This is a genomic window from Amycolatopsis keratiniphila subsp. keratiniphila (assembly GCF_001620365.2).
Lineage (GTDB): Bacteria > Actinomycetota > Actinomycetes > Mycobacteriales > Pseudonocardiaceae > Amycolatopsis > Amycolatopsis keratiniphila.
Genome location: NZ_LQMT02000010.1, coordinates 264362 through 278054 on the forward strand (window position 1 = coordinate 264362; position 13693 = coordinate 278054).

At 69.5% G+C, this 13693-nt stretch carries 13 protein-coding genes; 3 read left to right on the top strand and 10 right to left on the bottom strand.

Annotated elements, in window-relative coordinates; translation table 11 throughout:
* The first annotated feature begins 111 nt into the window (after positions 1 to 111).
* Positions 112 to 978, top strand: coding sequence for an alpha/beta hydrolase (locus AVR91_RS09460; protein ID WP_063274933.1), 867 nt, complete (start codon positions 112 to 114; stop codon positions 976 to 978).
* On the opposite strand, the gene AVR91_RS09465 is transcribed toward AVR91_RS09460, so the two are convergent.
* The 6 genes from AVR91_RS09465 to AVR91_RS09490 all read right to left on the bottom strand — a co-directional run bounded on the left by AVR91_RS09465 (position 947) and on the right by AVR91_RS09490 (position 7984).
* Positions 947 to 2005, bottom strand: coding sequence for an NAD(P)-binding domain-containing protein (locus AVR91_RS09465; protein ID WP_063274934.1), 1059 nt, complete (start codon positions 2003 to 2005; stop codon positions 947 to 949). The two genes, AVR91_RS09460 and AVR91_RS09465, sit on opposite strands and share 32 nt — an antisense overlap.
* A 27-nt stretch (positions 2006 to 2032) precedes the next feature.
* Entirely contained in the window at positions 2033 to 2665 is a 633-nt protein-coding gene (locus tag AVR91_RS09470) for an SRPBCC domain-containing protein (protein ID WP_063274935.1), read from the bottom strand.
* Positions 2666 to 2684: 19 nt separating this feature from the next.
* Positions 2685 to 3539 (bottom strand): FAD binding domain-containing protein, encoded by an 855-nt coding sequence (locus tag AVR91_RS09475; protein ID WP_063274936.1) that lies wholly within the window; start codon positions 3537 to 3539, stop codon positions 2685 to 2687.
* Positions 3536 to 5974: a xanthine dehydrogenase family protein molybdopterin-binding subunit gene (locus AVR91_RS09480; RefSeq protein WP_063274937.1), complete on the bottom strand. Its 2439-nt coding sequence runs from the start codon at positions 5972 to 5974 to the stop codon at positions 3536 to 3538. Before AVR91_RS09480 ends, AVR91_RS09475 begins: the two co-directional genes overlap by 4 nt.
* Positions 5974 to 6504: a (2Fe-2S)-binding protein gene (locus AVR91_RS09485; protein ID WP_016336316.1), complete on the bottom strand. Its 531-nt coding sequence runs from the start codon at positions 6502 to 6504 to the stop codon at positions 5974 to 5976. Before AVR91_RS09485 ends, AVR91_RS09480 begins: the two co-directional genes overlap by 1 nt.
* 559 nt (positions 6505 to 7063) lie before the next feature.
* Complete coding sequence (locus AVR91_RS09490; RefSeq protein ID WP_063274938.1) at positions 7064 to 7984, bottom strand: threonine ammonia-lyase; 921 nt, start codon at positions 7982 to 7984, stop codon at positions 7064 to 7066.
* Positions 7985 to 8054: 70 nt separating this feature from the next.
* On the opposite strand from AVR91_RS09490, the gene AVR91_RS09495 reads away from it, so the two are divergent.
* On the top strand, positions 8055 to 8534 hold the full coding sequence (locus AVR91_RS09495) for an Lrp/AsnC family transcriptional regulator (protein ID WP_063274939.1): 480 nt from the start codon (positions 8055 to 8057) through the stop codon (positions 8532 to 8534).
* Here the strand turns inward: AVR91_RS09495 and AVR91_RS09500 are convergent.
* From AVR91_RS09500 to AVR91_RS09510, 3 genes are read right to left on the bottom strand one after another with little or no spacing between them, the layout of a single operon-like run.
* Positions 8512 to 9624 carry an XdhC family protein gene (locus AVR91_RS09500; protein WP_063274940.1) on the bottom strand — a complete coding sequence of 371 codons (1113 nt, stop codon included), beginning with the start codon at positions 9622 to 9624 and terminating at the stop codon, positions 8512 to 8514. The genes AVR91_RS09495 and AVR91_RS09500 overlap by 23 nt on opposite strands.
* The gene (locus AVR91_RS09505) at positions 9617 to 10717 is read right to left on the bottom strand and encodes a vWA domain-containing protein (protein ID WP_063274941.1); all 1101 of its coding nucleotides are present in this window, start codon (positions 10715 to 10717) and stop codon (positions 9617 to 9619) included. Before AVR91_RS09505 ends, AVR91_RS09500 begins: the two co-directional genes overlap by 8 nt.
* Positions 10714 to 11940, bottom strand: coding sequence for an FAD-dependent oxidoreductase (locus tag AVR91_RS09510; RefSeq protein WP_076857309.1), 1227 nt, complete (start codon positions 11938 to 11940; stop codon positions 10714 to 10716). Before AVR91_RS09510 ends, AVR91_RS09505 begins: the two co-directional genes overlap by 4 nt.
* A 93-nt stretch (positions 11941 to 12033) precedes the next feature.
* Here AVR91_RS09510 and AVR91_RS09515 point away from each other — a divergent pair, with 93 nt between their 5' ends.
* The gene (locus tag AVR91_RS09515; protein WP_063274942.1) at positions 12034 to 13059 is read left to right on the top strand and encodes a nucleoside hydrolase; all 1026 of its coding nucleotides are present in this window, start codon (positions 12034 to 12036) and stop codon (positions 13057 to 13059) included.
* 23 nt (positions 13060 to 13082) lie between these two features.
* Here the strand turns inward: AVR91_RS09515 and AVR91_RS09520 are convergent, their stop codons facing one another.
* Complete coding sequence (locus AVR91_RS09520; RefSeq protein WP_063274943.1) at positions 13083 to 13649, bottom strand: TetR/AcrR family transcriptional regulator; 567 nt, start codon at positions 13647 to 13649, stop codon at positions 13083 to 13085.
* Between the last annotated feature and the right edge of the window lie 44 nt (positions 13650 to 13693).

Below are 13693 nucleotides of genomic sequence, written 5' to 3' on the forward strand. Positions count from 1 at the left end.
GCTCTTCGCGAGATACCGGCCGATAAAGGAGAACGCCCGGCCGTTCCTTCTTCACCACCCTTTAGGGCGACCGCTCACTTTCCCGCTCTCGATTCCGCCACAATCGAACGCATGATTCCCACCTTCGTCTTCGTGCACGGTTCGGGAAGTTCGGCACACTCCTGGACGGCCGTTCAGCGGGAAATGGCGGCCAGGGGACATCGAACGCTCGCGATCGACCTTCCCGGCCGGGGCGCGGGATTCACCAGGGCCTATCACGAACAGGACCTCGAAGCGTTCGCGGCCGAGCCGTCGATGATGAGCGACGTGACCGCGGACGACTTCGTCCGGCAGGTCGTCGAGGCGGTCCAGCGGGTGCGTCATCACGGCCCCGTCTTCCTCGTCGCGCACAGTTTCGGCGGGCTCCCGGTGACCGCCGCCGCCAACGCGATCCCCGAACTGATCGACCGCGTCGTCTACATCGCCGCCCAGTGCCCGGTGGACCGCGCGCCCGGCGAGTACCCGGCGTCGCCCGCGTGGTCGTCGTCGGCGCTCTTCCCCGCGACGGCACCACTCCTCGTCGGCGACCCATCGCGGCAGGGATTCGTCCGGGTCAACTGGCGTGGCGCCGACCGCGCCCAGCGCGACGCGTTACGGCAGGCCATCGCCGCCGAACTCACCGAGGAGCAGTTCCTCCAGGTCGTGGTCACGAGCCAGCCGGACGAGGTGTTCTGGCTGACCGGGCAGGAATGGGATCTTCGCGCGGACAAGGACTCCTGGGGCCGGATCCCGCGCACCTTCGTCAGGCTGACCGAAGACCGCTCGATGCCGCTCGCCGCGCAGGACCTTTACATCGCCGAGGGCGACGCGCTCACCCCGGACAACCTGTTCGACGTCCACGACCTCGCAAGCAGCCACGCCGGATTCTTCCGGCGGCCCGCCGGCTTGGCCGCGATCCTCGACGGGCTCAGCGTCCGAGCAGGCGCCGGATCTCGGTGACGGCCGCGCGGCCCGCCCGGTTCGCGCCGACCGTGCTGGCGGACGGCCCGTAGCCGACCAGGTGCAGCCGCGGTTCGGCGACGACGCGGGTGCCGTCCATCCGGATCCCGCCCCCGGCGGCACGCAGGTGCAGCGGCGCCAGATGGTCGATCGCGGCACGGAATCCGGTGGCCCACAGGATGACGTCGGCGGGCTCGAAGGTGCCGTCCGCCCACTCCACGCCGTCCGGCGTGATCCGGTGGAACATCGGCCGGCGGTCGAGGACGCCCGCGTCCAGCCCCGCGCGTACTTCGGGGGTCACGGCCAGATCGGTCACGCTGACGACGCTCTCCGGCGGCAGGCCCTCTCGGACGCGACGGTCGACCTTCGCGACGGCCTCACGGCCCCAGTCCTCGCTGAACGGCTCTTCGCGCCACACCGGCGGGCGCCGGGTCACCCAGCGCGTCGAACGCGCGAACGGCGCGATCTCCAGCAGCAGCTGGACGGCCGACGAACCACCGCCGACCACGACGACCCGCTTCCCGCGGAAGACCTCGACGCCGGTGTAGTCGGCGGTGTGCAACTGGCGGCCGCGGAAGGTCTCCTGCCCGGGATAGTGCGGCCAGAACGGCCGGTCCCAGGTGCCGGTCGCGCTGATCACCGCCCGCGCGGCCCACGTTTCCGTCGCGCTCGCCACGACCAGCCGATCGTCCTCGGCACTCACCGACAGGACATCGACCGGACGATGGACCGGGAGGTCGTAGGTGCGTTCGAAGCGACCGAAGTACTCGGAGACAACCTCGGCGGCGGGCAGCTTCGGATCCGGGGTGCCGAAGGCCATCCCGGGGAGGTCATAGATGCCGTGGACCTTCTCCACGATCAGCGAAGGCCAGCGGTACTGCCACGCGCCGCCGGGCCGTTTGCCGTGGTCGAGCACGACGAAACCCGCCTCGTTGACGAATCCCGCGCGGCGCAGGTGATACGCCGCCGACAGACCGGCCTGACCCGCCCCGATCACCGCCACGTCGACTTCGTGATCCGCCTTCATACCGGGTTCAACGGCTCCCGGAAGCAGCTATTTCGTCCGCTGCGTCACAGCCCGCACGATGGCGACGATCAGGAGCACCCCGGCGACGGCCACCAGCACCGGAGCCGCCCGCTTGACCACGGATTCACCCGCGTACTCCATCAGGTCGATGGCTTCGCCCTCCGACACCGGCTTCACCGCCTTCAACGGCGGGTGCTCCTTCGGTTTCTCAGGCTCAGGCGTACCGAGCTTTCCGGACAGGCACTCCGCGAAAGAGTCGAGGATCTTGCCGCCGACCTCGGAGATCATCCCTCGCCCGAACTGCGCCGGCTTACCGGTGACCGCCAGATCGGTGGCGACGGCGCCATGGGTGACGCCGTCCTTCTCGGTCAGGGTGAGCGTCACCGTCGCCGACGCCGTGCCCGCTCCCCTGGCGTCTTTGCCCGCTGCCTTGATCACCACTTTCTTCGCGTCGGCGTCCTTCTCGACGAAGTGGCCGGTTCCCTTGTAGAGCAGGGAGATCGGCCCGAGCTTGACCTTCACCGTGCCTTTGAAGGCGTCCCCGTCGACCTCGGTGACGGTGGCGCCCGGCATGCACGGCGCCACCCGTTCCGGGTCGACGACGGCCTTCCAGACCTCGCCGACCGGCGAGGGAACGGTGAATTCGTGGTCGAGCCGCACGGGCCGACCTCCCTTCTGACTAGGAGCCCGCCGCGGCGAGTACCGCGCGGCCGGTCAGCACCCGCGCGAGGTGCTGCCGATATTCGACGTCGGAATTGCCGTCGGCCGTGGGGTTCGTCCCCTCGGCCGCGCGTTCGGCGGCACCGCGGATCGCCTCGGCGGTGGCCGCGCAGCCGACCAGCGCCTCCTCCACCCCGGCCGCCCGCACCGGCGTCGAGCCCATGTTGGTGAGCGCGACCCGCGCCTCCTCGATGGTGCCCGCCTCGGTGCGGACGCAGGCCGCGACCGCGACCATCGACCACGCCTGCGCGACCCGGTTGAACTTCTCGTAGTGGGCCTGCCAGCCGGTGTGCTTCGGCACCCGGACCTCGACCAGCAGTTCGTCCGCGGCGAGCGCGGTGGTGAACATGTCCTGGAAGAAGTCCGCCGCGGCCACCGTCCGCCGCCCGCCCGGCCCGGCGACGACGAGTTCGCAGCCGAGCGCGAGCACCGGTGCCAGCAGGTCACCGGCGGGATCGGCGTGCGCGATGGCGCCGCCGAACGTGCCGCGGTGGCGGATCTGCGGATCGGCCACCGTGTCGGTGGCGGCCTTGAGCAACGCGGCGTGTTCGGCGACCGTCGCGTCGCGCTGGACGTCGTAATGCGTGGTCATCGAGCCGATCACCAGCGCGTCGCCGTCTTCGCGGACGCCGCGCAGCTCGGCGATCTTCCCGAGGTCGACCAGCGTGGTCGGCGTGGCGAGCCGCATCCGCAGTACCGGCAGCAGGCTCTGCCCGCCGGCCAGCACCTTGGCGTCCTCACCTGCTTCGGCGAGCGCGCCGATCGCTTCGTCCACTGTGGACGGAGCGACGTAGTCGAACGGGGCCGGGATCACTGGGCACCTCCGGTGGCGTCGATCGAACCGAGACCGCCACCGGCTTCCGAGCCCAGCCCGCCCGCGGCGGCCGACCCGTGCTGGATGGCGTGCCAGACCCGCATCGGGGTCAACGGCATTTCGATGTCGTTCACCCCGAAATGCCGGACGGCGTCGACAACGGCGTTGACCACCGCCGGGGTCGAGGCGATCGTGCCCGCCTCCCCGACCCCCTTGGCGCCCAACGGATTCGTCGTCGACGGGGTCTCGGTGCGGTCGGTGGTGAAGCTGGGCAGATCCGCCGCCGACGGCAGCAGGTAGTCGGCGAACGTCCCCGTGGTCAGCGTGCCGCCTTCGTCGTGGACGGCCTCCTCGAACAACGCCTGCGCGATGCCCTGCGCGAGCCCGCCGTGCACCTGGCCTTCGACGATCAGCGGGTTCACTGCCACGCCGACGTCGTCGACGCAGACGTAGGAGCGCAACCGCACGCGTCCGGTCTCCGTGTCGACCTCGGCCGCGCAGAGATGCGTGCCGTGCGGGAAGGAGAAGTTCTCCGGATCGAACGTGTCCGACGAGTCCAGCGAGGGCTCGACGCCGTCGGGCAGGTTGTGCGCCGAGAACACGGCCCACGCGATGTCCTGGATGGACGTCGAGGAATCCGTGCCCTTGACCGAGAACTTGCCCGCCGAGAATTCGAGGTCGTCCTCGGAACACTCCATCAGATGCGCCGCGATCGGTTTGGCCTTGGCGAGCACCTTGTCCGCCGCCTTGACCACCGCGATGCCGCCGACCACCAGCGACCGGGAGCCGTAGGTGTCCATGCCCTTGTGCGAGGACTGGGTGTCGCCGTGGATGACCTCGATGTCCTCGAACGGAACGCCGAGTTTGTCGGCGACGATCTGGCTCCACGCCGTCTCGTGGCCCTGTCCGTGCGCGGAGGCGCCGGTGATGACCTCGATCTTGCCGGTGGGCAGCACCCGGATCTCCGCGTGCTCCCAGCCGCCCGCCGCGTAGTCCAGCGAGCCGAGCACCCGCGACGGTGCGAGCCCGCACATCTCGGTGAACGTCGAGATGCCGATGCCGAGCTGGACCGGGTCGCCCGATTCCCGCCGTTCCTTCTGCTCGCGGCGGAGACCGTCGTAGTCGAAGAGCTGCTTGGCCTTGGCGGTGGCGGCCTCGTAGTTGCCCGAGTCGTAGGTCAGCCCGGCCACCGTGGTGAACGGGAACTCCTCGTGCTTGATCCAGTTCTTCTCGCGGATCTCCATCGGGTCCATGCCCAGTTCGACGGCGAGTTCGTCCATCATCCGCTCGATCCCGAACGTGGCCTCCGGCCGCCCGGCGCCGCGATACGCGTCGGTGAGCGTGGTGTTGGTGAACACGTTGGTACAGGCGAAGTGGTACGCCGGGAACTTGTAGATCGCGTTGAACATGAACGCGCCGAGGATCGGCACGCCGGGGCCGACGAGGCCGAGGTACGCGCCCATGTCGGCGAGCAGTTCGACCTTCAGGCCGGTCACCGTTCCGTCGCGGTTCGCGGTGATGGTGAGGTCCTGGATCTGGTCGCGGCCGTGGTGCGCGGCGACCATCGTCTCCGACCGGGACTCGGTCCACTTGACGGGTTTGCCGAGCCGTTTGGCGATGAGCGTCGACATCATCTCTTCGGGCAGCACGGCGATCTTGCCGCCGAACCCGCCGCCGACGTCCGGCGCGATCACCCGCACCTTGTGCTCGGGCAGGCCGAGCGTGGCCGCGGTCATCGTCTTGAGGATGTGCGGGACCTGGGTGGCCGACCACATCACCAGCTGATTGCCCGTCGGGTCCACGACGCACGCCCGCGGTTCCATGAACGCCGGCACCAGGCGCTGCTGACGGAACCGCCGCTTGAGCACGACCTCGGAGTTCGAGATCGCGTCTTCGACGCTGGAACCCGTTCCCGCGTCGGCGGAATCGAAGACCCACACGGCGTTCTGGTTGGTGCCGAGCTCCTCGTGCACCAGCGGCGCGCCCTCGGCGATCGCGTTCTCCAGGCCGAGGACGACCGGCAGTTCGTCGTAGTCGACGTCGATCATTTCGAGCGCGTCGTGCGCTTCGGCCGATGTGCGGGCGACGACCACCGCGACACCCTCACCGGCGAAGTTCACCGTGTCCGAAGCGAGGATGGGCCTCCTCGGCGACTTCATGTCCGGTGTGACCGGCCACGCGCACGGCATGCCGATGGCGCCCTCGGGGTCGAGGTCCTTCCCGGTGAAGACCGCGACCACGCCGGGCGCGGATTTCGCTTCGGTGACGTCGATCGAGACGATCTTGGCGTGCGCGAACGGGCTGCGGAGCACGGCGAGGTGGAGCATGCCGGGCAGGGTCAGGTTGTCGGTCCAGCGGGTCCGGCCGGTGATGAGGCGCTCGTCCTCCTTGCGGCGGCGGGACTTGCCGACCTCCGGTTCGATCGTGGAGGTCATCACTCACCACCCGCGCCGACACGGGAGGCGGTGTCCGAAGCGAGCCGCTCGGCCTCGGGACCGGCGCCGGGCCGCATCTCGTGGGCGGCGTCGCGGACCGCGCGGACGATGTTCTGATAGCCCGTGCACCGGCACAGGTTGCCCTCGAGTCCTTCGCGGACGGCCTTCTCGTCCGGGTCGGGATTGTCGGCGAGCAGGTCGATCGACTGCATGATCATGCCGGGCGTGCAGAATCCGCACTGGAGCGCGTGATTCTCGTGGAAGGCCTTCTGCACCGGGTGGAGTTCGCCGTCGCGGGCGAGTCCCTCGATCGTGGTGACCTCGCAGCCGTCGGCCTGGACCGCGAGCACCGAACAGGATTTCACGCTGTGCCCGTCGAGATGGACGGTGCAGGCGCCGCAGTTGCTGGTGTCGCAACCGACCACGGTGCCTACCTTCCCGAGCCGTTCGCGCAGATGATGCACGAGGAGGGTGCGGGGCTCGACGTCGTCTGTGTAGCTGGTGCCGTCGACGGTGACGGTGATGCGCATCAGGCCTCCAAAAGCAAGAGAAACCCCGCGCTGGTCCGGGGTCGTTCGGGAGCGGCCGGTCATTCGGTTGTCACGGACCGACCCCGGAGCGACCGTGATCGGACTCACAGTCGAGCGTGCTACTCAGGGCCTGCCAGGGCAACCCCCACCAGGGGGTGACTCGCGCCTGAGTCCGCAGATGCGGTGCCAGCTAGGGAGAAACGGCGCAGATGCGGGAAAAGCGCGAGTGTCCATTCGGTACATGTGGTCGTGAGTGGCGTTTCGGGTTCTAAGCCGAAACGCCACTCACGACCACCGGTTTGGGTCCCTGAAGTACGTGAAGGCCCCCTTCACTACCTTCAGGGTAGGCAAGGAGGCCTTCACGGACCCGGCCCCCGATCAGCCACGGCCAAAGTCCGCACTTACGTGATCGAAGGCGGAACTCGCGTGATTGAAGCCGGAACTCGCGTGATCAGAGGCGGAACTCGCGAGTGCGGCATCCAATCACGCGAGTTACGTCCCTGTTCACGCGAGTCACGCCTCCAGTCACGCCGCGCCTGTGCCTGACCCGAATCGCCACTCACGACCACGCCGCCGGTGAGACCGCGTTCGCCCCGGTGATCACGGTGGCGACCCGGTCGCCCGGGATGTCGTGCACGGTCAGCGCGGCCAGGCCCGCCGCCCCCGCGGGTTCCGGCAGGACACCGAGGGTTTCCGCGCCCAGCCGCATGGCCGCCCGCAGATCGTCGTTCTCGACCAGCACGAAATCGTCCACGAGCGACCGCAGCCGCCGGATGGATTCGGGTTCCGGCGTGCGGATGGAGATTCCGCCGGCGAACGAGTCGGCCCGGTCGACGGTGATCGGCTCGCCCGCCAGCCAGCTCTTCGCCATGGCGGGCGCCGACGTGGTCCCGACGCCGACGATCCGGACATCCGGCGTATGGGCCTTGAGCCACAGCGCGACCCCGGCGATCAGGGCGCCGTCGCCGACCGGGAGCACGACCGTGTCGATCCCGTCCTCCCGCGCCAGTTCCACCCCGATCGTGCCCGCGCCTTCGGAGATGGCGGGCTCGCGGCCGTCCACCACGAAGACGCGATCGGGGGCTTCGGCGGCGAAGGCGGCCGCGGCGACCTTCGCCTCGCCTTCGACCCGGCGCACCCGCGCGCCCAGCGTCTTCATCCGCCGGAGTTTGACCGGCGAGACGTCGGCCGGGACGAACACCTCGGCCCGCAGACCGTGTTTCCGGGCGGCGAACGCGACGGCCTGCCCGAAGTTGCCGCTGGTCCCGCACACCATGGTGGTCCCCGGCTCCAGCCCGGCGGCGAAATAGTCCGCACCGCGGCCCTTGAAGCTGCGCAACGGGTTCAGCGTCTCGACCTTCACCAGCACGTGACGGCCGAGCTGCCCGTTCAGCTGTTCATCGCTGTACTGCGGGGTGTTCAGGAAGACGGGGTCGATCACCTTCGCCGCCTCGGCGACGTTCTCCAGCTGCAGGTCCATGACACTCAAGCTAGGCCGGGAGCCGATCACGCCGATTGTAAATTTTCCCGCCCACGTGCAAAAATCTTGCGTGCCTCTCGACGAGCTCGACCACCTGCTGCTCGACCTCGTCCAGGCGGACGCGGCCCGCCCCTTGCACGACCTGGGCGACGCCGTCGGCCTCTCCCCCAGCGCGGTCCAGCGGAGGCTGACCCGGCTGCGTGCCGAGGGGGTGATCCGCGCCGAGGTCGCCGTGCTCGATCCGGAGGCGCTCGGCGCGGGGATGACGTCGGTCATCCTGGTCGCGCTGACCGACGACGACGAGAAGAGCCACACGGCCTTCCGCGAGCGCATGCTGGCCGAACCCCGCGTCCAGCACTGCTACAGCATCGTCGGGCAGTGGGACTACGTCGTCGTGCTGCTCACCCCGGATCTCAAGGCGAGCCGGTACCTGGCAAGGAAACTGTTCGACAAGCACGTCAAACGGTTCGAAACCCTGCCCGCCTTCGAGGTGGTCAAGTCGAGTCAGGCGGTCCCGGTGCCCGGGTTCAGCCGTGGATCCGGCCGCTGAGCTCGGCGAGCCGCGATCCCGAGCCGCTCCAGCGCAGGGCGATGATCTCCGCCGCGATCGACACCGCGGTCTCCTCCGGGGTCCGCGCGCCGAGATCGAGCCCGATCGGCGAAGACAGCCGTTCGAGTTCCGCCTCGGTGACCCCGGCTTCGCGCAGGCGGGCGAAGCGGTCGTCGTGGGTCTTGCGCGAGCCCATCGCGCCGACGTAACCGACGTCGAGGCGCAACGCGACCTCCAGCAGCGGCACGTCGAACTTCGGGTCGTGGGTGAGCACGGCGATCGCGGTGCGGCCGTCGACCCGGCCGGCTTCGGCTTCCGCCTTGAGATAGCGATGCGGCCAGTCGACGACGACCTCGTGCGCGTCGGGGAAACGGCTCTTCGTCGCGAACACGGGCCGCGCGTCGCAGACCGTGACCTGGTAGCCGAGATACGCGCCCATCTTCGCCATCGCGGCCGCGAAGTCGATCGCGCCGAAGACCAGCAGGCGCGCGGGCGGCTCGAAGGAGTTGACGAAGACCGTCATACCCTCGCCGCGGCGCTGCCCGTCCGGCCCGTAGTGCAGCGTGCCGGTGCGGCCGCCGGCGAGCATGCCGCGCGCGTCGTCGGCCACGGCGTCGTCCATCCGTGACGAACCGAGCGAACCGGCGACGCGATCCGGCCAGACGATCAGATGCTCACCGACCATGCCCTCGCGTTCGTGCTCGATCACCGTGACCACGGCGACCGGCTGTCCACTGTGGACCGATTCGACGACGTCGCCCAGCTCCGGCATCGAGTCGCGGTCGATGTGCTGGACGTAGATGTCGATGATCCCGCCACAGGTCAGCCCGACGGCGAACGCATCGTCGTCTGAGACGCCGTAGCGCTGCAACACGGGCGTGCGTTCGGCGACCACCTGCTGCGCGAGCTCGTAGACGGCGCCTTCGACGCAGCCGCCGGAGACACTGCCGGTGACCGTGCCGTCCGGGGCGACGAGCATCGCCGCGCCGGGGCTCCGCGGCGCCGACGAGAACGTCGCCACCACCGTGCCGACCCCCACCGTCTCGCCTGCCGCCCAGCGGCGGTGCAGTTCGTCCAGTACGTCACGCATCGGCGATCTCCACGAGAAGTCGTTCCAAGGTGGCCAAGCTGTGCCCGGCGAGCAGCCGATCGAGGTACGGGAGCGCGGCCACGATGCCGGACTGCACGGGAGCGTAACCCGCCCGCCCCGCGTGCGGATTCACCCAGAATACGACGTGCGCGAGCCGCCGCAGCCTGGCGAGCTGCTCGCCGAGCAGGGCGGTGTCGCCCCGTTCCCAGCCGTCGGAGAACACGGTGACCACGGATCGCCTGGCCACGCCGCGTTGTCCCCACCGGTCGAGGAACGCCCGCAGGGTCTCGCCGAGCCGGGTCCCGCCCGCGAAATCGGGGACCGCGGCGGCCGCGGCGAGCATCGCGTGCTCGGGATCGCGCAGCCGCAGCTGGCGGGAGACCCTGGTGAGCCGGGTGCCCAGCGTGAACACCTCGACCCGGCCGGGAGCACGCCGGGCGACGACGTGCGCGAACCGCAAGAGCGCGTCGGCGTACGGCCCCATCGAGCCGGAAACGTCGATCAGGAGGACGAGACGGCGCGGTTTGGTACTTCGCCGCCGATACGCCAGGCGTACGGGTTCGCCGCCGCCGGCCAGCATCGCCCGGAGAGTGCGCGACGGGTCGAGAGTTCCCCGCCGGGCGGCGCGGCGGCGCGGTGACGACCGCGGCGGGAGCGCCGGACGCAGTTTCGCGAGCAGTTCCCGCAGGTGAGCGCGTTCGGTGACGCTCAGCTCGGCGAGGTCCCGGTGGCGCAGGATCTCTTCCGCGCTCGCCGCCACGCGGAGCTCGTCGGGTTCCGCGCCGGATTCGCCCTGGCCCGCCTGGGCGAGCGTCGCGATCCTGGCGCGCTTCGGAGCCGCCTCGCGGCCTCGTCGCGGTGGCGCGGTCTTCTGGTCGGCGAACCAGCCGTCGAACGCGGCGTCGTAGCGCGGGAGGTCGTCGGGATCCGCGCAGAGCGTCAGCCGTCCGGCCCAGTACAGCTGTTCGGGATCGGTGAGGTCGATCGCGCTGACGGCCTCGAGATACGCCTGGGTTCGGTGTGCTTCGCACGGCAACCCTGCTTCGCGCAATGCCTCCGCGAAGCCGACGAAGCCCGCCAGTGGATCGCTCACCCCTCCATTGTGCCTCGGCGGGCGAAGGCCGGGGTCTTCTCACGAAGGGGACCGATGCCACCCAGGAACGCGCCAACGGCCGTGAGCATCGGGAACCGGTCCGAGATCCGGAGGAGCAGGGGGATGGTCCGCTCGTTCAGCCTTCCGTCGAGGGCGGGCTCGATGAGCATCTTGTGCTCCCCCAGCTGCTGCAGCTGGATCAGGGTGACGGCGAAGTTCCGGCGGCGCTGGACCCGGCTCAGATGGCGGGCGGTCAGCGTGCCGCTCAGCAGTGGGGCGGCGAGGATCCGCGCGGCCGCCACCGCGTCCTGAATCGCGACGTTGACGCCCATCCCGCCGGCGGGCGACATCGCGTGCGCGGCGTCGCCGATGCAGAGCACCCGATCGGAATACCAGTGCGGGAGCTTGGACATCCGGACGTTCAGCAGTTTGACGTCGTCCCAATCGCGGATCTCGGCGAGTTCGCGCTCTCCCCAGCCGAACAGGCCGCCGATACGTTCGCGGAACTTCTCGATGCCCTCGGCACGCAGCGCCTCGTCCTGCCCCTTCCTGATCAGGTACGACGTCTGGTAGTAGTCGCCGCGGTCCATCGTCATCCCGGCGAGGCCGTCCGCGAAACAGCCGAACACCTCGGCCGCCTCACCCGTCTCCTCGAATTTGGGCACACGGACCCACCACACGTCCATCGGCACTTCGTACTCGTCCGGCACGAGCCCCGCTTCCGCGCGCACCAGGGAATCCCGGCCGTCGCAGCCGACCACCAGCGTCGCGGCCAAATCCCTTTCCACGCCCTCGGAATCGCGGTAACGCACCCCGCCGCCCTCGCGCAGGCCGGTCACCTCCGCGCCCATCCGGAGGGTGAACGTCGGTTCGACGGCCGCCGCTTCGGCGAGCAGGTTCAGGAAATCCCATTGCGGGACCATCTCGATGTACTTGTGCGGCCCGGGAACTCGGCTGAAATCGGCGGCGACGATCGACGCGTCGCCGAACACCATCCGCATCTTTTCCAGCCGTTTCGACGGGAGTTCCGCGAACCGGTCGCCGAGGCCGAGTTCGTCGAGCAGCATCAACGTCGGCGGATGCACCGTGTCACCGCGGAAATCGCGGAAGAAGTCCTTGTGTTTTTCGAGAACGGTGACCTCGACCCCGGCCCGCGCCAACAGGAGTCCGAGCACCATCCCCGCCGGACCGCCCCCCACCACACAACACTGTGTACGTTCCATATCCGAGTTGTAGCGCGCGGAATGGGCCGTCGCCACGTATTCGGCTTCGAAGAGGACCTAGGTCCCGCCGCGAATCCTCGCTACGGTGACGCCATGTCCGCACCTCGTACCGTGCTCGCCGTTCTGCTCGCCTGCGTCCTGGGTGCCGTCGCCGCCCCCGCCGCCTCGGCCGCTTCCCCCGTCCCTGTCGTCTTCGACGGTGATTCCGACTTCGCGGACATCGCGACCCTCGCTTATCTGTGCCAGGCACACGAACAGCGCCGGATCGACCTGCGAGCGGTCACCGTCACCAACAACGGCGCCGGGACACCCGGGCGCGCGCTGACGCACGTGCGGACGGCGCTCGCGAAATGCGGTCTGTCCGGAATCCCGGTCGCCGACGGCTCCGACACCGGCGTGAACCCGATGCCCGCCGATGGCCGTGCCTGGACCGAAAGCATCCTCACCGGCGCGCTCGGGGACGCCGGGGTGCCGGACCGCCCGTCGAAGATCCGGGCGTCGACCCTGCTCGCGGCGACGGTGCTCAAGTCGGCGAAGCCCGTGGTGGTGATCGCGACCGGCCCGCTCACCAATGTCGCGAAGGCGATGGACGTTCCCGGTGTGGCGCAGCGGATTTCGCGGCTCGCGGTGATGGGCGGCGCCTTCGACGTCCCCGGCAACCTGTTCGGCCCCGGCGCGGAAAAGTTCGACGGCACTCAAGAGGTCAACATGTGGCTCGACCCCGCGTCGGCGGACAAGGTGTTCGCCGGGCTCCGCCGGGTCGACATCGTCCCGCTCGACGCCACGAACGACGTCCCCATCACACCGTCCTATGTGGAGCGCCTCGGTCGTGAAGGCCGGACGCCGGAAGCGAAACTGGTGCACGCGATCGTCACGCAGCCCGACCTCGCGCCGTACATCGAGGACGGTTCGGCGTTCTGGTGGGACACGCTCGCCTCGTCCGAGGTGCTCGACGCCGTGAGCCCGGTGAAGCTGCGGAAGGCGAAGGTCGACGTGCGGCAGGACGGCGCCGCGGCGGGCCGCACCTATGTGACACCGAAGGGCACTTCGCAGAACGTCGGCTACGACGCGGACCCGGTCGCCTGGGAGAACGGATTCCTGAAGATGTTGAACGGCTGAGCCGTGTCCTTGCCGGACACCGCCTAGACCTTGAGCCCCGCGATGAGGACCTCGACCATCTTGCGCGCGTTGTAGCGCGGATCGTTTTCGGCGCCGATACAGAGGTTTCCGACGCCGCGCATGACTTCGAGCGCCTGCAGATCGGAACGGATCTCACCGGCCTCCGCCGCCGCGCCGAGCAAGCGGGCGCACACCGGCAGGAGGGTGTCGAGGAAGTAGGCGTGCAGCGTCTCGAACCCGGCGTTGTCCGACTGCAGTACCGCGGCCAGTCCGTGTTTGGTGACCAGGAAATCGACGAAGAGGTCGATCCAGCGCCGCAACGCCTCGTACGGGGAATCGCTCGACGCCAGCAGTTCCGGCCCGGCTTCGGCGCACGCGTCGACCTGGTGCCGGTAGACGGCGATGATGAGGTCGGCCCTGGTCGGGAAATGCCGGTAGATCGTGCCCATCCCGACGCCCGCCTTGGCCGCGATGTCGCGGACCGGCGCCTCGACACCCGACGTGACGAAGACGGCGGCCGCGGCGTCGAGCAAGGTCTTCTCGTTGCGCCGGGCGTCCGCGCGCTTGCCTTTGGTGCCCTCTTCACTCATCACACCACTCCTCCACCACCGGGCTTGCCAAACGGAACAGTGCT

Bases quoted from the DNA above. Each gene is read 5' to 3' on its own strand.
- AVR91_RS09485 (WP_016336316.1), bottom strand. From the start codon at position 6,504: ATGCGCATCACCGTCACCGTCGACGGCACCAGCTACACAGACGACGTC.
- AVR91_RS09465 (WP_063274934.1), bottom strand. From the start codon at position 2,005: ATGAAGGCGGATCACGAAGTCGACGTGGCGGTGATCGGGGCGGGTCAG.
- AVR91_RS09490 (WP_063274938.1), bottom strand. From the start codon at position 7,984: ATGGACCTGCAGCTGGAGAACGTCGCCGAGGCGGCGAAGGTGATCGAC.
- AVR91_RS09500 (WP_063274940.1), bottom strand. From the start codon at position 9,624: ATGCGTGACGTACTGGACGAACTGCACCGCCGCTGGGCGGCAGGCGAG.
- AVR91_RS09510 (WP_076857309.1), bottom strand. From the start codon at position 11,940: ATGGAACGTACACAGTGTTGTGTGGTGGGGGGCGGTCCGGCGGGGATG.
- AVR91_RS09480 (WP_063274937.1), bottom strand. From the start codon at position 5,974: ATGACCTCCACGATCGAACCGGAGGTCGGCAAGTCCCGCCGCCGCAAG.
- AVR91_RS09460 (WP_063274933.1), top strand. From the start codon at position 112: ATGATTCCCACCTTCGTCTTCGTGCACGGTTCGGGAAGTTCGGCACAC.
- AVR91_RS09520 (WP_063274943.1), bottom strand. From the start codon at position 13,649: ATGAGTGAAGAGGGCACCAAAGGCAAGCGCGCGGACGCCCGGCGCAAC.
- AVR91_RS09515 (WP_063274942.1), top strand. From the start codon at position 12,034: ATGTCCGCACCTCGTACCGTGCTCGCCGTTCTGCTCGCCTGCGTCCTG.